Below are 19,184 nucleotides of genomic sequence, written 5' to 3' on the forward strand. Positions count from 1 at the left end.
CGTCTCCCGTTCGCCGGGCTCAGGACCCGGCCGGGGACGGGTTCTCCGCTCCGGCCGCGGGTGGCTGGCTGACCGGGCAGTGGTAGCCCGCGGGCGGTGCCGCCGGGGCGTCGTCCCGGATGCCGCGCCAGGCGATCAGGGCGCTCAGCGTGACCAGCCCGGCGCAGCACAGCATCGCCGCGCGGAAGCCGCCGGCCAGGGCCTGCGGATCGCTGAAATCGTCACCGGACAGGCCCATCACGAGCGGTAGCACGGCCACCGAGAGCAGGCCGGCGGTGCGGGCGACGGCGTTGTTCACACCCGAGGCCACCCCGGCGTGCCGGTCGTCGGCCGCGGCCAGCACGGTGGCGGTGAGCGGGGCCACGGTCAGGGTCAGCCCCAGGCCGAACACCAGCACGGCTGGCAGTACGTGGGTGAAATAGCCTGCCGCGGAATTGATCCGGAGCATCAGCAGGAGCCCGGCGGCCATCGTCAGCGGCCCCAGCGTCATCGGCCGCCGGGGCCCGATCCGGGCGGCCAGGGCTCCGGCGCGCGCCGAGAACGTGAGCATCAGCACGGTCAGCGGCAGGGTGGCGGCGCCGGCCGCCAGCGGGCTCAGTCCCATCACCACCTGGAGCACGATCGCGAGCAGGAAGAACACCCCGGAGATCGCGGCGTAGAGCGCCAGCGTGACCAGGTTCGTGGCGGTGAACCGGGCCGAGGCGAAGAGGTCGAGCGGCACCAGCGGGTGGTCGCTGCGGCGCTCGGTCACGACGAAGAGCAGCAACCCGAGGACGCCGACGATCGCCGCCACCGCGACCTCCGGCCCCGGATCGCCCGCCGCCGCGATCAGCGCGTAGGTCACCCCGCCCAGACCGACGGCACCGGTGAGGGCGCCGGTCAGGTCGAGCTGCCGGGGGGCCGTCACGTCGAGCGATTCCGGCACGTGACGCAGGGCCAGCAGAACCACGAAAACCGTGAGTGGCAGGTTGATCAGGAACGCCCAGCGCCAGGACTGCTCGAGCAGGGCCCCACCCAGCAGTGGCCCGGCGGCGGACGCCACGCCGCCCAGGCCGGACCAGGCGCCGATCGCCCGGGAGCGGTCGTCCGGGTGGAACGACGCCGAGATCATCGCCAGGCTGCCCGGTGTCAGCAGGGCCCCGCCGACCCCCTGGAGTGCCCGGGCCAGCACCAGGGTCTCGAGGTTCGGGGCCAGACCGCACAGCAGCGAGGCGACCCCGAACCAGGTCACCCCGAGCACGAAGACCCGCCGCCGGCCGAACCGGTCGCCGAGTGATCCGCCGAGCAGGATCAGCGCGGCCAGGGTCAGCGCGTAGCCGTTCACCGTCCACTGGAGGCCGGACACCCCGGCGTCCAGGTCGCGGCCGATCGTGGGCAGCGCCACGTTGACCACCGTGGCGTCGAGGCTCACCACAGCACTTCCCAGGACGGCGGCGGTCAGGACCCATCGGCCGGGGGCCGAGGAGAGCCGGAGCCGTGCGTCGTCCCCCATAGGTGCACTTGGTTCACCGAGACCGAACATGTCACCGAGACTGCCCGAACCGTAACGCGCCGTCGAGCCTAGAGTGCTGATCATGGGAAGGCGGCATCGAACGGAAACCTGCGAAACCCTTGCGCCGTCTACCGTGAGTGATGAATGAATAGCCTGATAGCTGTGACGTCGCTGTTAGTAACGAATTGATCTCGACGTGTTGCCCTGGTTGTCCGGGTCATGACGGCGGATTCCGCCGCCGTTCATCTTCCGGTCAGCCTGTCGCCGTCCTGATCACCCGGTGCAGCGAACCTGCTGCGTGTCACCGTGTGTTCCGTTGAACCACACGGGGATACATGTGCCTGAGGAGGCAGAAACACGTGAAGAAGGTCATGCGCGGTGTGGGTGCGAGTGTGGCGGTGGGCGCGATCGTGGCCCTGGCTGCCTGTGCGCCGCCGAGTGACGACGACAGCGCGGTCGGCGAGGGTGGCGTCTCCGCCTCCTCCGCCACGTCGGCCGAGGAGTTCGGCGGCATGGACGCCCTGATCGCCGCGGCCAAGGAGGAGGGCGAGCTGAACGTCATCGCCCTGCCCGACAACTGGGCGAACTACGGCGAGATCAAGGCCGCCTTCACCGAGAAGTACGGCATCAAGATCACGACCGACCAGCCGGACGGCGCCAGCCAGGACGAGATCAACTCGGTGAAGACCGAGAAGGGCCGCAGCACCGCGCCCGACGTGCTCGACATGGGCTCGGCCGTCACCCTGGCCAACACCGACCTGTACGCCGCCTACAAGGTGGCCACCTGGGACGACATCCCGGACGCCCAGAAGGAGTCGACCGGCCTGTGGGTCAACGACTACGGCGGCTACATGTCGATCGGTTACGACTCCAGCAAGTTCAACTCGGTCACCGCGCTGAAAGACCTGCTGGGCTCGGACTTCAAGAACTCGGTGGCGCTGAACGGCGACCCGACGCAGGCCGGCGCCGCGTTCTCCGGCGTGGTCGCGGCCTCGCTGGGCAACGGTGGCTCCGCCGACGACATCAGCAAGGGCGTCGACTTCTTCAAGGAGCTGAAGGACTCCGGCAACTTCGTGCCGGTGCAGTCCTCCCCGGCCACCATCAAGAGCGGTGAGACCCCGGTCGCCCTCGACTGGGACTACAACAACGCCGCCGCGGTGAGCGAGAACAAGAACTGGAAGACCGTGGTGCCCGAGGGCGCCGTGGTCGGCAGCTACTACAACCAGGCCATCAACGCCGACGCCCCGCACCCGGCCGCCGCGCGGCTGTGGCAGGAGTTCCTGTTCTCCGACGAGGGGCAGAACCTGTTCCTCGGCGGTGGCGCCCGCCCGGTGCGCATGGACGCGATGACCGACGCCGGCACCATCGACGCGGACCTCGCCGCCAAGCTTCCCGAGGTGCCGGGCGAGCCGGTGTTCCTGACCACGGAGCAGACCGAGGCCGCCACGAAGTACCTCACCGAGAACTGGGCCAAGGCGATCGGCTGACCTTGTGACATCCGTTCCCGTCACACCTGAGGCGGGCGAAACCGCCGCCCGGTCCACCCGGACCGGGCGGCGGGTCCCGCTCAGCTGGCTCGGCGTGGTGCCCTTCCTGGCCTACGTCGGGCTCTTCCTGATCCTGCCCACCGTGCTCGTGGTGGTGCAGGCGTTCGGCACCCCCGAGGGGCAGCCCACCCTGGCCAACGTCAAGGCACTCGGCGAGAGCTACGTGCTGGAGGCGTTCTGGCGCAGCATCCTGCTCTCGCTCAGCACCGCCGCGATCGGCGCCGTGTTCGGCGCGGTCCTGGCGTACCTCGTGGTGAGCGGCCCGGCCGACGGCATCGTCCGCCGCACGGTCACCGCGGCCGCCGGTGTGCTGGCCCAGTTCGGCGGCGTCACCCTGGCTTTCGCGTTCATGGTGAGTGTGGGCAACCAGGGCCTGATCACCCTGATGCTCCAGGGCACCGGCCTGGACGTGAGCGGCGGCTGGCTGTACCGGCTGTCCGGCCTGATCGTGGTGTACCTGTACTTCCAGATCCCGCTGATGGTGCTGGTCTTCCTGCCCGCCCTGGACGGCGTCAAGCCGCAGTGGCGGGAGGCCACCGAGAGCCTCGGCGGTGGCACCTGGGCCTACTGGCGCCACGTCGGTGTGCCGCTGCTGACACCGCCCTTCCTCGGGGCGTTCCTGCTGCTGTTCGCCAACGCGTTCGCCGCCTACGCCACCGCCGCGGCCCTGATCGGCCAGGGCGGCATCATCATCCCGCTCCAGATCCGCACCGCCATGACCAGTGAGACCGTGCTCGGCCAGGAGAACGTGGCCAAGGCCCTGGCGCTGGGCATGGTGGTCGTGGTGGGCGTGGCGATGGCGCTCTACTCCTGGATGCAGCGGAGGTCCGCGCGATGGCTGCGGTGACGACGGAACTCACCGGGCAGGCCCCGGCGGCCCGGCCCGAACGCGGTCGGCACGCCCGCACCGCCCGCCGGGCCCGGGTGCTCAGAGGTCTGCTGCTGGTGCCCTTCGCGGCGTTCTTCGCCGTGCCGCTGCTGGCCCTGCTGGAGTTCAGCACCCGGTCCACCGACCTGTCCGGCCCGCGCACGCTGGACTACTGGCGGGCGATCGGCGACAACCCGGATCTGCTCACCGCACTGCGGGACTCGCTGCTGCTGGCACTGGTCACCTCGGTGCTGGCACTGGCGCTGCTGGTGCCGACCATGGTCTGGGTGCGGCTGCGGCTGCCGAAGATGCACCGCGTGGTGGAGTTCCTCTGCCTGCTGCCGCTGACCATCCCGGCGCTGGTGCTGGTGGTCGGTCTGGGCCCGATCTACCTGTGGATCGCCTACTTCACCCCGGAGGCGTACGACTCCTCGCCGCTGGTGCTGGTTTTCGCCTACGTCGTGCTGGTGATGCCGTACATGTACCGGGCGCTGGACGCCGGTCTGAGCGCGATCGACGTGCGCACCCTGAGCGAGGCCGCCCGCAGTCTGGGGGCCGGCTGGTTCACCGTGATGGTGCGGGTGATCCTGCCCAACACGCTCTCCGCCGTGCTGAACGCGTCGCTGTTGTCGGTGGCCCTGGTGCTCGGTGAGTTCACCGTGGCCTCGCTGCTCAACTACGACAACCTCCAGGTGGCGATCAACCTTCAGGCCCAGGCCAGCGTCGGGGTGTCGGTCGCGCTGGCCGCCGCCTCGCTGATGTTCGTGTTCGTGCTGCTGTTCGCGCTGTCGTTCGTCGGCCGCCGCCGGCCGGCCCGCGTGACCGCTGAGGAGAAGTGACGTGACGGAAACTGTTGCCCCGACCGAGATCCCGGGCGGTTCCCGGGCCGGGGTCGAAGTCCGGCTGGAGGGTCTGCGCCGTAGCTACGGCGCGGTGACCGCCCTGGACGGCCTCGACCTCACCATCGAGCCGGGTGAGTTCGTCGCCCTGCTCGGCCCCTCCGGCTGCGGAAAGACCACCGCCCTGCGGCTTCTCGCCGGTCTGGAAGACGCGGACGGCGGACGGGTGGTGGTCGGTGGCCGCGACGTCACCGGGCTGCCCACCAACAAGCGCGACATGGGCATGGTGTTCCAGGCCTACTCGCTGTTCCCGCACATGACGGCCCGGCAGAACGTGGCCTTCGGGCTGCGGCTGCGCAAGGTCGGCGAGGCCGAGCGCAACCGGCGGGCCGGCGAGATGCTGGAGCTGGTCGGGCTTTCGGCGCAGGCCGACCGCTACGCCCACCAGATGTCCGGCGGTCAGCAGCAGCGGGTGGCCCTGGCCCGGGCCCTGGCGATCCGCCCCACCGTGCTGCTGCTCGACGAGCCGCTCTCCGCCCTGGACGCCAAGGTGCGCGCCAGCCTGCGCGACGAGATCCGGCGCGTGCAGCTGGAGGTCGGCATCACCACCCTCTTCGTCACCCACGACCAGGAGGAGGCGCTCGCCGTCGCCGACCGGGTCGGGGTGATGAACGCCGGCCGGCTGGAGCAGCTCGGTGCGCCCACCGAGGTGTACAGCCGCCCCGCCACCCCGTTCGTGGCCGAGTTCGTCGGGCTCTCGAACCGGCTCCCGGCCACCGTGAAGGGTTCGGCGGCGGACGTTCTCGGCATCTCGCTGCCGACGGTCGCCTCGTCGGTGCCGGACGGCGCGGGGTTCGCCCTGGTGCGCCCGGAGGCCGTCGACCTGGTCCCGGCCCCGAGCGCCGACGGGGATCCGCTGGTCGGGCAGGTGATCGCGGTGTCGTTCCTCGGCGCGGTCAGCCGGATCACCGTGGATCTGGGGCAGCACGGCAAGGTGCTCGCCCAGATGCCGACCTCGCAGGCCGGCGGGTTCGGTGCGGGCAGCCTGGCCCGGGTGACCTTCCGGCCCGACCCGGTGCTGGTGGTGGCCGGGTAGGACCCGGCCTGGTACGGATCGGCCCCGCAGGCCGGCCGGCGTCTAGAAGAAGGCCTGTACGGCCAGCTGCACGGCGAGTCCCAGCCCGGCCAGGGCGATCAGCACGCGCAGGGGCCCGGCCGGGGCGTGGCGCAGCACCAGCGGGCCGATCCGGCCGCCGATCAGGAAACCCACGGCGAGCGGCACGCAGTGCAGCCAGTCCACCGGGCCGAAGAGGGTGAACCAGACCGCCGCGACCAGGTTCGCGGCGGTCAGCACCGTGGTGCGCACGGCACTGGCCCGGGCCAGGCCGAGCGGGGTCAGGGCGAGCAGGAGGGCCACCAGCATCACGCCCGCGGCGGCGCCGAAGTAGCCGCTGTAGATGCCGACGAAAAACGTGCTGACCAGCAGCACCCGAGACGGCGTGATCAGCGGTGGGTGCGGGTCGAGATCGGCTGCGGTGTGCGGGATCCGGCCGGCCGGGAGGTCGGCCAACGCCTCGGCCTCGGCCTCGCTCCCGGCCACGCCCTCGCTGTCGGGCCCGGCCTCACCCTCGGCTGAGACGGCGGCGCTCGGCCCGGTGCGCACCAGCACCGCCAGGGCGGCGCCGCCGATCAGGAACGGCACCAGCCGCTCCAGCACCTCCGACGGCGTGATCAGTAGCAGCACGCCGCCGGCGATCCCGCCGGGAACGGCCCAGCACAGCAGTTTTCGCACCAGGGCGCCCTGCCCACGCAGCTCCGGCCGGGAGCCGAGCAGAGTGCCCAGGCCGGAGAACACCAGGGCGATCGTGTTGGTCACGTTGGCGCTGGTCGGCGGCAGGCCGACAGCCAGCAGAGCGGGGTAACTGACCAGTGAGGCCAGCCCGGCGATGCTGCCGGACAGCCCGCCGCCGATCCCGGCCAGCACCAGCAGTGCCGCTGTTTCCACGTTCATCGGCGGGTCATCGGGTCAGCGCCGAAACCCGTTGCGGGTCCAGCAGATCGGTGTCCGCGTCCCGCCACAGCTGCCGCAGGTGACCGGCGCCCCGGGCCCGGGCCAGCGCGGCCTCGTCGTTCGTCATCGGCAGCACCGGGTAGAACCGGACCGGCTCCACGCCGTCCCGGTCCGGCACGGCTCCGGCCGCCACCAGGTCGAGGGGCGGAACCAGTTCGTCGTCCCCCAGCAGCACCGCGCTGACCCGCGCACCGGGCCACAACGGCTGCCGCAGGTCGATCGTGGCACCGGCTCCCAGCACCAGGCCCTCGACCTGCGGGGTGGCGGCGAGCACGGCCAGGGTGCGCAGCACCTCGTCGCGCCCGGGCCGCAGGCTCAGCACGAGCTCCGCGCGCGGGCCGCGCAGCGGGTCGGCGACGGTGGCCGTGGCCGGGTGCATCGGTTCCTGACTGACGCCGGCGGTGGCGTAACGCACCACACCGGTGCGGTCCGGCCCGAACCGGTCGACGTTCAGCGGGCGAGTGCCGAGGAAGGTGACGGACGCACCGGCCACCGGCCCGGGGTAGGCCGCCGCGAGGTGCGAGCGGACGAGATCAGGGACGGCGGGCACCCCCGTATTCCATCATCAGGCGACGAGGGCGTTGAGCCGGGGCGACAGATTGAACCCGGCTGCCAGCGTGCTGCCCGCGATCTCCCGCAGCCGGGGCAGCACCACGGCGGCGTGTGTGCCCTCCGGGCTGATCCAGATCCGCTCGGTGGGTAGTTCGTGGATCGTGACCAGGGTGGTCACGGTGGCGATGTCCGCGGTGTCGCGCACCACGAAGCTGAAGTCGATGTCGAGCTGCCGGGCCAGGCGGCCCCAGCGCACCAGCACCTCGCCGTTGATGCGGGCCCAGGCCGGATCGCCGGCGTGCGCCAGCTTGGGCGACACGGTGATCCAGCTGACCCCGTGCAGAGTCTCGTTGCTGGGGGCGACGGTGCCGTTGGTCTCCAGGCCGATCTCGTAGGCCGCCAGCCCGGCCAGCAGGTCGGGCCAGGCCGGGGCGCCCTGCTGGAGCAGCGGCTCGCCGCCGGAGACGATGACGGCGGCCGGGGCGCAGGCCACGGCCTGCTCGATGATCTGCGGCACCGACCAGACGGCCAGTTCGCGGCTCAGGTCGAAACGGGTACTGTCCCAGGTGAAGGCGGAGTCGCACCAGGTGCAGGACAGGTTGCAGCCGCCGAGCTGGACGACCGAGCAGCGGCGGCCGGTGGATGCGGCCTGGCCGTGGATGACCGGGCCCACCACGCCGGCGACCGAGAGACCCGCGCCCTGCGTCATCGGGCCGGACTCCCTCCTGCGTGACCAAACCGGGTGAACCCCGCGTATCGGACCCGACACATCATGCCACCATGGGTCGGTGGGTGCCGATGACGAGCTGATGCACCGGGCCGGGCTGCTGCGGGCCGGTGAGCTGACGCCCGCCCCGCCCCGCCCGGCCGCGACCGTCGCCCTGCTGCGTGACTCGCCCGCCGGCCCGGAGGTCTACCTGCTGCGCCGGGTGCCGAAGATGGCCTTCGCCCCGGGGATGTACGTGTTCCCGGGCGGGTCGGTGGATCCGGCCGACGCGGACGGGACGCATGCCTGGGCCGGGCAGTGGGCGGGGCTGCTGGGCACGGACGAGGTGTCCGCCGTCGCCCTGGTGCGGGCGGCGGTGCGGGAGACGTTCGAGGAGGCGGGGGTCCTGCTGGCGTCGTCCACCGGTTCGATCGTGGTGCCCGAGATCGAGCGTGCCGACCTGGAGGCCCGCCGGATCACCCTCACCACCCTGCTCGACCGGCACGGCCTGGTGCTGCGGCCCGGGCTGCTGGCGCCGCTCCAGCACTGGATCACCCCGGAGCTGGAGCCGCGCCGCTACGACACCTGGTTCTTCGCGGCCGCCCTGCCTCCGGGTCAGGAGGCGCGCGAGGCCGGGAGCGAGGCGGACGACCGGGTCTGGGCCACCCCGGCCGCTGCGCTGGGGTCAGGGATGCGGCTGATGCCGCCGACCCGGGCCGCCCTGACCGAGCTCGCCCGCTACGCCACGGTGGCCGAGGTGCTCGCCGCCGAACGTGAGATTGCCACCGTGCTGCCCCGTTTCGAGGTGATCGGGGAGAGGCTGGTGCGGATCGACCACTGACTCCTCCCGGCGCACCCGACGGACCGTCAGGGCGGTCAGCGCCAGTGAGACCACCAGCAGGTAGCCGGTGTTCGGCCAGGGATACTCCCGGTGCAGCTGGGTGACGGCCGCCCCGGCCAGCCCGAGCAGGAGCGCGAGCCGCTGGGCCGAGCATCTTTCGTGCAGCAGACCGATGCCGACGGTGACCAGCACCAGTACGGGCTGCCAGTAGTACTCCATGTTCAGCGGGTCGAGCAGCAGACGCACCACGACCACGGTGAGCGGCCCCAGCCAGATCAGGTCGCGACGGCGCCCCAGCAGGAGCGCCGCGGCGCACCCGGCCAGCCCGGTGGCCAGACCCTGGGCCAGGCGAGGGGCCCAGCCGACCTGGGCCGAACCGGGAAAAGCCATCCCGTAGAACGTGTCCCGCACCACCGGCCAGTGCAGCTCGAACATCGCGAACCGCCCGGTGACGACGAAGGGCAGGTAGGGGCCCACGGCCGCGACGGCGAAGACCAGGCAGGCGGGCGCCAGGCGGCGGGGGTTGCGCTCGACCAGCAGCAGCCCGGCCGCGAGCAGCCCCCAGGTCTCCCAGGCGGCCGAGAGGCCCAGCAGTACGGCGGCCCGGCCGGTGTGCCCGCGAACGGCCAGGCCGGTGGCCAGGATCCAGAACAGCGGCACGCCGAACTCGGCCAGGTGCCCGCCGCTCCAGAACCGGTGGGGCAGGGCCAGTACCAGCAGGGCGACGCCGGCCGCGAGTTCCGCGCCCGGGGCATGGTTCAGGCGGTTGACTCGCCGTAAGTGCCTGACCAGCAGCATCATTCCGGCGGTGAGCAGGGCCCCGCCGAGGGCGCGCAGGGCGATCCAGTCGCCCGTGGCGGAGGCCTGGTAGGCCGCCTCGTGCTGATGCGGGAACGGGAAAAGGGCCCAGCTGGCGAGTAGTTCGAGCGGTCCGCCCTGCATGAACGAGGTGGCGTAGACCGCACCGGGGCGGCCGCCGACGATCTGGCCCCCGGCCGCCGCGAAGGCCGCCATGTCATAGGTCTGCGGGGCGGTCATCAGGGCCGCCTCCACGGCCCCGGCCAGGCAGAGCCACCACCGCCACCGCACCGCCCGGCGCACGATCGGGGCGAAACCGGGCAGCCGGGAGGCCATCACGCTCAGGTCAGGCATCGGCGGGTTCCTCCCGGCGGAGCACCACCAGCAGCGCGGTGATCAGGGCCGAGGTGACGCCGATCGTCGTCACCCCGAGGTCTTGCACGTAGCGGTTCTGGACGTGGGGCACACAGCAGAGCAGGGCCACCAGCCCGAGCCGCCACGGTGAGCAGCCCGGATGCAGGAGGGACACCCCGGCCACGGCCAGAACCAGGAGTGGGTACCAGTAGTTGGGCAGCAGAACCGGGTCGAGCAACAGCCGGGCCGTCACCACCGCGAGCGGCCCGAGCCAGACCAGGTCACGCCGCCGGCCCAGCACCAGGGCCACGGCGACCCCGGCCAGCCCGGCCACCAGGCCCTGGAGAAACCGGTACGGCCAGCCGAATTCGGTGAGCTGGGGCAGGAGCGTGTGCACCAGGGTGAGCTGACGTACCGGCCAGGCCAGGGCGAACATCTCGAACCGGCCGGTGACGACGAAGGGCAGGTAGCAGGACAGCGCCCCGACGACGAAGGCGGCCACGGCCCGCAGCAGCGGTCCCGGGCGGCGGTCGACCAGCAGCAGGCCCGCCGCCAGCACACCCCACGACTGCCAGCCCGCCGACAACCCGATGACCAGGCCCGCGGCCGTGGTGCGGCCCCGCACCGCGAGCGAGGCCCCGGCCACCCACATCACCGGCACCGCGAACTGGGACAGGTGCCCCTCCGCCCAGAAGTAGTAGGGGACGGCGAGGAGCACGGCCGTCAGCCCCGCCAGCAGCTCCAGCGGCTGCGAGCGGGGCAGCCGGTGCAGGGTGCGCAGCCGCCGGGCACCGAGCATGCACACGGCCACCAGCGCGGCCCCGGTGACCAGGCGCAACCAGATCTGGCCCTGCTGGCCGACCGCGGCGTAGCCCGCCTCGTGCTGGTGCGGGAACGGGAAAAGGGCCCAGCTGGCGAGCAGTTCGAGCGGTCCGCCCTGCATGAACGAGGTGGCGTAGACGTCGCCGAGCCGGCCGGTGACGATCCAGCCGCCGGCCTCGGAGAAGCGGATCAGGTCGTACGGCTGGCCGGTGCCGGGCCGGATCTGCGCGTACGCCTCGACCGCGCCGACCGGGCAGAGCAGCCAGCGCAGGCGGGCGAGCCGGTGCAGCAGCGGGATCAGCCCGCTCAGCGGGTGCACCGCCGCCGATGTCTCAGACAAGACGGGCCGCCGGCTGCGTGATCCCCTGCGGGGCAACGGTTTCCTCCCGGCGCAGCCGCAGGGTCAGCGCGGCGAGCAGCACCAGGGCGGCCAGGAGCAGCGGCACCTCCAGCCCAGGGGCGTAGCGGAACCGGATCAGGGGCACCGCGGCGAGCGAGATCGTCAGGGCCACGCGCACCGGTGAGCAGTGCGGATGCAGCAGTCCCAGCCCGGCCACGACGGCGATCAGGAACGGGCCCCAGTAGTAGCTGAGGATCAGCGGGTCGAGCAGCAGCCGCACCACCAGCACGGCCAGCGGCGCCGCCCAGACCAGGTCGCGGCGGCGGCCCAGCAGCAGCGCCGTCGCGGCCCCCGCCGCCCCGGCCGCCGCGCCTTGCAGAAGCCGCAGCGGCCAGCCGAATCCGGTCAGGCCGGGGAACAGCGCGTGCACCGGCGTCCCGGGCCGGATCTGCCAGTCCAGGCCGAACATCGCGAACTGGCCGGTGACGACGAAGGGCAGGTAGCAGGCCAGCGCGCCGACGGTGAGGGCGGCGCAGCCGGCGAGGAGACGGGCGGGTGCGCGCTCGGCCAGCAGGATGCCGCCGGCCAGAAGCCCCCAGGGTTCCCAGCCCGTGGCCAGACCGAGCACCAGACCGGCGGACGTGGTGCGGCCCCGCACGACCAGGCAGGCTCCGGCGACCCACATCACCGGCGCCCCGGTCTGGGCCAGGTGCCCACCCATCCAGAACTGATAGGGGACGGCGAGGAGCACGGCCGTGAGTCCCGCCAGCAGTTCCGCCGGTGCCGAGCGGGGAAGGTCGAGGGTGGAGCGCAGACACCGCACGGCGAGCAGCACCGCCGCCACGATCGCGGCACCGGTGAGCAGCCGGAGCCAGATCTGGCCGTCCGGGCCGGTCACCACGTAGCGCCGCACGTGCTGGTGGTCGAAGGGGAAGAAGGCCCAGCTGGCGAGCAGTTCCAGGGGGCCCGCCTGCATCCACGGATCGGCGTAGACCCGGTCGAGGCGGCCGTGCACGATCAGGTCGCCGGCGGCGGCGAAGCGCACCAGGTCGGCCGGCTGGATCGCCCCGTTCATCACGGTGGCGGCGGACTGGGCCGCCCCGACCAGGCAGAGCAGCCAGCGCAGCCGGGCCACCCGGTGCAGGGCCGGGGCCAGGCCGGCCAGGGGGTGTCCGGCCGGTTTCTGCCCGGCGAGGGCCGGAGGTTCAGGAGTGCCGGTCGCCACCCGGGGTGGATCGGCGACCGGCTCCTGCGGCTTTACTTACCGGGGTACGACTTCCGGAACTGCTTGCGGCCCTCGAAGTTGCTGCGGGCGCGCTGCGGCGGCGGGCCGTCGGTCTTGGTCAGCTGGATCAGCTTGCCCGAGATCCGGGTCTGGGTGAGTGCCTCCACGGTCTCGCGGGAGAGCGTGGCGGGCAGCTCGACCAGGGTGTGGTCGGCCTGGATGTCGATGTGCCCGAAGTCGGAACGGCCGAGGCCGCCCTCGTTCGCGATCGCCCCGACGATGGCACCGGGCTGCACCCGGTGCCGGCGCCCGACGGCGATCCGGTACGTGGCCAGGGGCACGTCACCGCGGGGACGGCGGGGTCCGGCCACCCGCGGCGCGGGCCGGCCGTTCCGGTCGCCCCGGTCGCGGAGCGGCTCACGGGCCGGGCGGCGGGCCGACGGCGGCGGGTCGGGCGGCAGCAGGAAGGCCTTGCCGGCCTGGGCCATCACGGCCAGCGCGGCGGCCACCTCGGCGGCGGGCACGTCGTGCTCGGCGATGTACTCCTCGATCAGGCCGCGGAACACCGCCACCTCGGGGTTGTCGAGGTTGGCCTTGATCGAGTCGGTGAACTTGGCCACGCGGGTCGAGTTCACGTCGTCGGCCGTCGGCAGCGGCATCTCCTCGATCGTCGAGCGGGTGGCCCGCTCGATCGACCCGAGGAGCCGCTTCTCGCGCGGGGTGACGAACAGCAGCGCCTCGCCCGAGCGCCCGGCCCGGCCGGTGCGGCCGATCCGGTGCACGTACGACTCGCTGTCGTGCGGGATGTCGAAGTTGACGACGTGGGTGATGCGCTCGACGTCGAGACCGCGGGCGGCGACGTCGGTGGCCACCAGGATGTCGAGCTGGCCGGACTTGAGCTGGCCGATCGTGCGCTCACGCTGCTGCTGGGCCAGGTCGCCGTTGATGGCGGCGGCGGAGAACCCGCGCGAGCGCAGGCGCTCGGCCAGTTCCTCGGTGGCCTGCTTCGTGCGCACGAAGATGATCATGGCCTCGAAGTCCTCGACCTCGAGCACCCGGGTGAGGGCGTCCACCTTCTGCTGGTGACCCACGAAGATGTAGCGCTGCCGGGTGTTGGTCGACGTCACCGTGCGGTTGGCCACAGTGATCTCGGCCGCGTCGGTGAGGTACTTCTTCGAGATGCGCCGGATCTGCGGGGGCATGGTGGCGGAGAACAGGGCGACCTGCTTCTCCTCCGGCGTGGTGGCCAGGATGGTCTCCACGTCTTCCTGGAAACCCATCTGGAGCATCTCGTCGGCCTCGTCCAGCACCAGGTACTTCAGCTGGGACAGGTCGAGGGTGCGCTTCTCCAGGTGATCGATCACCCGTCCGGGCGTACCGACCACGATGTGCGCGCCGCGCTTGAGGCCGGCCAGCTGCACCCCGTAGCTCTGGCCGCCGTAGATCGGCAGCACGTGCAGACCGGGGATGTGGTGCGAGTAGCGGCCGAAGGCCTCGGCCACCTGGAGCGCGAGCTCGCGGGTCGGGGCCAGCACCAGGGCCTGGGGGGAGCGCTGGGTCAGGTCGATGCGGCTCAGCACGGGCAGGGCGAACGCGGCGGTCTTGCCGGTACCGGTCTGGGCCAGGCCGACCAGGTGGCGGCCTTCCATCAGCGGCGGGATGGCCGCGGCCTGGATCGGTGAGGGCATTTCGTAGCCGACGTCGCTGAGGGCACGCAGCACCCGCTCGTCGATCCCCAGATCGGCGAAGGTGGGCTGGGCCTCGACGTCCGGGGCCTCGTCGGGAAGCGGCCCGGCGGAAGTTTCGGGGGAGTCCGCGGGGTCTTCCGGGGCGTCGCGGACGGCGGGATCGGTGTTCATCGCCCACCAATCTACGGAGCCGGGCCAGTTCCTGCACAACGCGGGCCCCGGGGAAACGATTTGTCCCGGGGCCCGCTGGTGTGCTGCGGCTTTGCCTGGTCACCCAGCGGTCACCCAGCGCTAGCTAATCCCCGGTGGCCACGGCGGCCTCCCCGGAGGCGGCCGGCGGGGCCGAGTCGGGGGCCCGGTCGACCGTGTAATCGGCCTCCTGGGTGGCATCGGGCAGCTCCGGGGCACCCGCTCGGCGCAGTACCAGGGTGAGCAGGACGGTGACGGCCAGGTTGGCCAGCACGGCGACGAAGCCGACGTAGATCTGCTTGTCGCTGTCGAGCCCGGCCAGTGACAGCCGGTAGGCCGAGCCGCCGAAGTGCTCCTTGCCGGTGGCCGCGTTCGGGATCTGGTAGAGCATCCCGATCCCGACGGCGAGCCCGGCGACCAGACCGGAGGTGAGCGCCCAGGGGTGCAGCCAGCGGGTGTACACCCCGATCGCGACCGAGGGCAGGGTCTGGAGGATCAGCACGCCGCCGATGAGTTGCAGGTCGATGGCGAACTGCGGGTCGAGGAAGACGATGGCCGCGACCGCGCCGAGCTTGACCACCAGCGAGGCCAGCTTGCTGACCTTGGCCTCCTGCGCCGGGGTGGCGTCCTTGCGCAGGTACTCCTTGTAGACGTTGCGGGTGAACAGGTTCGCCGCGGCGATCGACATGATCGCGGCGGGCACCAGCGCCCCGATGCCGATGGTCGCGTAGGCGACACCGGCGAACCAGTCCGGGAACATCTTGTCGAACAGCACCGGCACGATCGTGTTGGTGTCGACCGAGCCGTCCGCGTCGACCAGCGGGCCCACGCCGAAGTCCTGGGTGGCGGCCAGCGCCATGTAGCCCAGCAGCGCGATCAGCCCGAGCAGGAAGCTGTAGGCCGGCAGCGCGGACATGTTCCGCTTGATCGCGTTACGGTCCTTGGCGGCCAGCACGCTGGTCAGCGAGTGCGGGTAGAGGAACACGGCGAGCCCGGAACCGAGCGCCAGGGTGATGTATTGCAGCTGGTTGTTCGCGGTCAGCAGCAGGCTGCCCTTGGGCTGCCCGGTGGCCGGGCTGGTCTGGGACAGCGCCTCCTCGGCCCGGCCGAAGATCACGTCCCAGCCGCCGAGCTTGTACGGGATCACGATCACCGCGACGATGATGACCAGGTAGATCAGCCCGTCCTTGACGAACGCGATCAGCGCCGGTGCCCGCAGCCCGGAGCTGTACGTGTACAGGGCGAGGATCAGGAACGCGATGACGATCGGCAGGTGGCCGGTCACGCCCATCACCTTCAGCACCGCCTCGATGCCGACCAGCTGCAACGCGATGTACGGCATGGTGGCGACGATCCCGGTGAGCGCCACCAGCAGGGCCAGGGTGGGGGAACCGAAGCGGCCCCGGACGAAGTCGGCCGGGGTGACGTAGCCGTTCCGGTAGCTCACCGACCACAGCCGGGTGACCACCAGGAACGCCAGCGGGTAGATGACGATGGAGTACGGGATGGCGTAGAAGCCGATCGCGCCCGCCGAGAACACCAGCGCCGGGACGGCGACGAAGGTGTAGGCGGTGTAGAGGTCACCGCCGAGCAGGAACCAGGTCACCCAGGTGCCGAAATTCCTTCCACCCAGACCCCATTCGTTCAGGTGGTCGAGCGATTCGGCGCGCCGCCAGCGGGCGGCCGCGAAGCCCATGATCGAGACCAGGGCGAAAAGTGCGGTGAATACCACGAGTTCGGTGATGTGGTCGGAGGCGTGCGGCATCGCTCAGTCCCTCCGCTTCGTGCGGTTGTAGACGAGGGCGGTGCAGCCGACGCCGAGCAGCACGAAAGCCAGCTGCAACCAGTAGAACAGCGGGAATCCCAGCAGTTCCGGCGTCAGGTGGTTGAACAGCGGGGTGCTCAGCGGGACGGCGATCGGGACCAGCAGGACCCAGTTCCACGGACTGCGGTCCGAGGCCCGGGGGGCTTCGCCGGTGGGGCGCTCCTCCGGAGGGTGCGGGGAGGACATCGTTCTCGGTTCCTCTTCGGTTGTGACGACGGGCATACCGGTGGTGGGTCTACCAGCTCACGGTTTGCCGGCCAAGGGCGTCTCAAAACGGCGGGGGCGAATGGGGGCGAGACGCCACGAACCGCCGTGATCACGGGTTCCCCCGTGATCACGGCGGTGTCACCTCAGTCCCCGGCGACCGCGGCCGGCTCGCCCGAGGCGGCCGGCGGCGGTGCGTCGGGCGACCGGTCGACCGTGTAGTCGCCCGGCCGGGTGGCGTCCGGGGTGTCCGGGGCGCCGGCCCGGCGCAGCACCAGGGTGAGCAGGACCGCGACGATCAGGTTGGCGAGCACGGCGACGAAGCCGACGTAGATCTGCTTGTCGGTGTCGAACCCGGCCAGCGACAGCCGGTAGGCGGAGCCGCCGAAGTGCTCCTTGCCGTTGTTCGGGTTGGGGATCTGGTAGAGCATCCCGATCCCCACCGCCAGCCCGGCGATCAGGCCGGTGCTGAGCGCCCACGGGTGCAGCCAGCGGGTGTACACGCCGAGGGCCACGGACGGCAGGGTCTGGAGGATCAGCACCCCACCGATCAGTTGCAGGTCGATCGCGAACTGCGGGTCGAGGAACAGGATCACCAGCACGGCACCGACTTTCACCACCAGCGAGGTGATCTTGCTGGTGGCCGCCTCCTGGGCCGGGGTGGCATCCTTCTTCAGGTACTCCTTGTACACGTTGCGGGTGAACAGGTTCGCCGCCGCGATCGACATGATCGAGGCCGGCACCAGCGCCCCGATGCCGATCGCCGCGTAACAGACCCCGGCGAACCAGTCCGGGAACATCTGGTCGAACAGCGAGGGCACGATCGTGTTGGTGTCCTTGCCGATCGGCTTGATCCCGGCGGCGATCGCCATGTATCCGAGCAGTGCGATCAGCCCGAGCAGGAAGCTGTAGGCCGGCAGCGCGGACATGTTCTTCTTGATCGTGTCGCGGTTCTTCGCCGCCAGCACGCTGGTCAGCGAGTGCGGGTAGAGGAACAGCGCCAGGGCCGAGCCGAGGGCCAGGGTGATGTATTGCAGCTGGTTGTTCGCGTTCAGCAGGATGCTGCCCTTGGGCGCCCCGGTGTTCGGATTGGTCTGCCCCAGAGCCGTTTCCGCGCTGCCGAAGATGACGTCCCAGCCGCCGAGCTTGTACGGGATCACGATCACGGCCACGATGATGACCAGGTAGATCAGCGTGTCCTTGACGAACGCGATGAGTGCCGGGGCGCGCAGGCCCGAGCTGTAGGTGTACACCGCCAGAATCAGGAACGCGATGACGATCGGCAGATGCCCGGTCACGCCCATCACCTTCAGCACCGCCTCGATGCCGATCAGCTGCAACGCGATGTAGGGCATGGTGGCGACGATCCCGGTGATCGCGACCAGCAGGGCCAGGGTGGGGGAGCCGAAGCGTCCGCGCACGAAGTCGGCCGGGGTGACGTAGCCGTGCCGGTAACTGACCGACCACAGCCGCGTCATCACCAGGAACGCCATCGGGTAGATCAGGATCGTGTAGGGGACGGCGTAGAAACCGATCGCCCCGGAGGCGAACACCAGGGCGGGCACCGCCACGAAGGTGTAGGCCGTGTAAAGGTCGCCACCGAGCAGGAACCAGGTGATCCAGGTGCCGAAATTCCTTCCGCCCAGACCCCATTCGTCCAGATGGTCGAGCGACTCGGCGCGCCGCCAGCGGGCGGCCGCGAAGCCCATCCCGGAGACCAGCAGGAACAGCAGCGTGAAGACCACGAGTTCGGTGACGTGGTCGGAGGCCGACGGCATGGCTCAGTCCCTCCGCTTCGTCCGGTTGTAGACGAGGGCGGTGCAGCCGACGCCGAGCAGCACGAAGGCCAGCTGCAACCAGTAGAAGAGCGGGAACCCGGCCAGCCGGGGCGTCTCGTGGTTGAACAGCGGTGTGCTGAGCGGGATCACGATCGGGACGAGCAGGAGCCAGTTCCAGGCGCTGCTGTCCGGGGATCGCTGGTCTTCCGGAGGTTCCGTGGACGACATCGTCCGTTCCCCCTCACTGGTGGCGGTCAGGGCGACAACTGTCTATCAGCTCACAGTTTGTCCGCCACGCTATGTGAGGAGTTGTCAGACCGTGGGTTCCGAGACCGCCTTGATCACCAGGCTCAGGGTGCGCCGGCAGGTCTCCAGGTTCTCGGCCTCGTCGTGCGCCGCGGTGGACCAGGTCGACCCGGCCTCGTAGGCCGCGAAGATGGCGTTCACGGCGTCGTCCAGATCGACCACCAGGCGCCGGCCGGCCCGTTCCAGGCCCTCGACCAGCAGCCGGGCGAGGCCTTCCCGGAACGGCGCCATGGCCCGCATGAGCGGCGGGGCCAGCTCCGGGTTCCGCACGATGAACAGCCCGATCTCGGCGTCCACCAGCCGGGACTGCCGGTCGACCGGGTTCGCGGCGAGCACCTTCTCCACGACGTCCTCGATCAGTTCCACGCCGTTAGTGGGTGCCGCCTGGTCGGTCTCGTCGAGGATCCTGCGGATGCCGTCGAGCAGGCCCGCGTGCTTGGCCACCATCAGGTCGTGGAGCAGGTCTTCCTTGGTGGCGAAGTTGGAGTAGAAGGCGCCCCGGGTGAAGCCGGCCTCCTCACAGATGGCCTCCACGCTGGCGCCGTTCACACCGCGCTCGGCGATCACCGTGGTGGCTGCGGTCAGCAGGCGCTGCCGGGTGGCGGCCCGTCGCGGGCTGATCGTCTGCTGCTGACTCACGTCGTTCCTCGGGGTCGGGTCAAAAGGGTAGAGGCCAGTGTTCCTCAGGCCGGGGCCGCGGGGAGTGGGCCGAAGGGGCGCACGGTACGGACCTCGGACT

At 71.2% G+C, this 19,184-nt stretch carries 17 protein-coding genes; 5 read left to right on the forward strand and 12 right to left on the reverse strand.

What is annotated here, in order from left to right:
* Positions 1-19: 19 nt before the first annotated feature.
* Entirely contained in the window at positions 20-1,492 is a 1,473-nt protein-coding gene (locus tag KIH74_RS01255; RefSeq protein ID WP_214153528.1) for an MFS transporter, read from the reverse strand.
* A gap of 371 nt (positions 1,493-1,863) precedes the next feature.
* Here KIH74_RS01255 and KIH74_RS01260 point away from each other — a divergent pair, with 371 nt between their 5' ends.
* From KIH74_RS01260 to KIH74_RS01275, 4 genes are read left to right on the forward strand one after another with little or no spacing between them, the layout of a single operon-like run.
* Positions 1,864-2,979 carry an ABC transporter substrate-binding protein gene (locus tag KIH74_RS01260; protein ID WP_246571103.1) on the forward strand — a complete coding sequence of 372 codons (1,116 nt, stop codon included), beginning with the start codon at positions 1,864-1,866 and terminating at the stop codon, positions 2,977-2,979.
* A gap of 4 nt (positions 2,980-2,983) precedes the next feature.
* A complete protein-coding gene (locus tag KIH74_RS01265; RefSeq protein WP_214153532.1) occupies positions 2,984-3,886 on the forward strand; it encodes an ABC transporter permease in 903 nt (300 codons plus the stop codon).
* Entirely contained in the window at positions 3,874-4,746 is an 873-nt protein-coding gene (locus tag KIH74_RS01270; RefSeq protein WP_214153534.1) for an ABC transporter permease, read from the forward strand. The genes KIH74_RS01265 and KIH74_RS01270 overlap by 13 nt, the downstream gene beginning before the upstream one ends.
* Position 4,747: 1 nt before the next feature.
* Positions 4,748-5,842: an ABC transporter ATP-binding protein gene (locus KIH74_RS01275; RefSeq protein ID WP_214153536.1), complete on the forward strand. Its 1,095-nt coding sequence runs from the start codon at positions 4,748-4,750 to the stop codon at positions 5,840-5,842.
* Between the two features lie 42 nt (positions 5,843-5,884).
* Here KIH74_RS01275 and KIH74_RS01280 read toward each other — a convergent pair whose 3' ends face one another.
* The 3 genes from KIH74_RS01280 to KIH74_RS01290 are packed head-to-tail and all read right to left on the reverse strand — an operon-like array spanning position 5,885 to position 8,078.
* On the reverse strand, positions 5,885-6,757 hold the full coding sequence (locus tag KIH74_RS01280) for a sulfite exporter TauE/SafE family protein (RefSeq protein WP_214153537.1): 873 nt from the start codon (positions 6,755-6,757) through the stop codon (positions 5,885-5,887).
* Between the two features lie 7 nt (positions 6,758-6,764).
* Positions 6,765-7,367, reverse strand: a complete 603-nt coding sequence (locus KIH74_RS01285; RefSeq protein WP_214153539.1) for a suppressor of fused domain protein — start codon at positions 7,365-7,367, stop codon at positions 6,765-6,767.
* 15 nt (positions 7,368-7,382) lie between these two features.
* Entirely contained in the window at positions 7,383-8,078 is a 696-nt protein-coding gene (locus KIH74_RS01290; protein ID WP_214153540.1) for a 4Fe-4S cluster-binding domain-containing protein, read from the reverse strand.
* 79 nt (positions 8,079-8,157) lie between these two features.
* Between KIH74_RS01290 and KIH74_RS01295 the strand changes: the two genes are divergently transcribed.
* Positions 8,158-8,916: an NUDIX hydrolase gene (locus tag KIH74_RS01295; protein ID WP_214153542.1), complete on the forward strand. Its 759-nt coding sequence runs from the start codon at positions 8,158-8,160 to the stop codon at positions 8,914-8,916.
* A 1,144-nt stretch (positions 8,917-10,060) separates the two neighbouring features.
* On the opposite strand, the gene KIH74_RS01300 is transcribed toward KIH74_RS01295, so the two are convergent.
* From KIH74_RS01300 to KIH74_RS01335, 8 genes are all read right to left on the reverse strand, one after another.
* Complete coding sequence (locus KIH74_RS01300) at positions 10,061-11,230, reverse strand: hypothetical protein (protein WP_214153544.1); 1,170 nt, start codon at positions 11,228-11,230, stop codon at positions 10,061-10,063.
* Entirely contained in the window at positions 11,223-12,455 is a 1,233-nt protein-coding gene (locus KIH74_RS01305) for a hypothetical protein (RefSeq protein WP_214153546.1), read from the reverse strand. Before KIH74_RS01305 ends, KIH74_RS01300 begins: the two co-directional genes overlap by 8 nt.
* A gap of 32 nt (positions 12,456-12,487) precedes the next feature.
* Positions 12,488-14,314, reverse strand: coding sequence for a DEAD/DEAH box helicase (locus KIH74_RS01310; protein WP_214153548.1), 1,827 nt, complete (start codon positions 14,312-14,314; stop codon positions 12,488-12,490).
* Positions 14,315-14,438: 124 nt separating this feature from the next.
* The gene (gene mctP, locus KIH74_RS01315) at positions 14,439-16,097 is read right to left on the reverse strand and encodes a monocarboxylate uptake permease MctP (protein WP_214153550.1); all 1,659 of its coding nucleotides are present in this window, start codon (positions 16,095-16,097) and stop codon (positions 14,439-14,441) included.
* A 3-nt stretch (positions 16,098-16,100) separates the two neighbouring features.
* Entirely contained in the window at positions 16,101-16,343 is a 243-nt protein-coding gene (locus KIH74_RS01320) for a DUF3311 domain-containing protein (protein ID WP_214153552.1), read from the reverse strand.
* A 164-nt stretch (positions 16,344-16,507) separates the two neighbouring features.
* Positions 16,508-18,139: a monocarboxylate uptake permease MctP gene (mctP, locus tag KIH74_RS01325; protein WP_214153560.1), complete on the reverse strand. Its 1,632-nt coding sequence runs from the start codon at positions 18,137-18,139 to the stop codon at positions 16,508-16,510.
* 3 nt (positions 18,140-18,142) lie between these two features.
* Positions 18,143-18,367: a DUF3311 domain-containing protein gene (locus KIH74_RS01330; RefSeq protein ID WP_214153562.1), complete on the reverse strand. Its 225-nt coding sequence runs from the start codon at positions 18,365-18,367 to the stop codon at positions 18,143-18,145.
* Positions 18,368-18,451: 84 nt separating this feature from the next.
* The gene (locus tag KIH74_RS01335; protein WP_214153563.1) at positions 18,452-19,084 is read right to left on the reverse strand and encodes a TetR/AcrR family transcriptional regulator; all 633 of its coding nucleotides are present in this window, start codon (positions 19,082-19,084) and stop codon (positions 18,452-18,454) included.
* Positions 19,085-19,184: the final 100 nt, after the last annotated feature.

The organism is Kineosporia corallincola (genome assembly GCF_018499875.1).
Classification (GTDB): Bacteria; Actinomycetota; Actinomycetes; order Actinomycetales; family Kineosporiaceae; genus Kineosporia; species Kineosporia corallincola.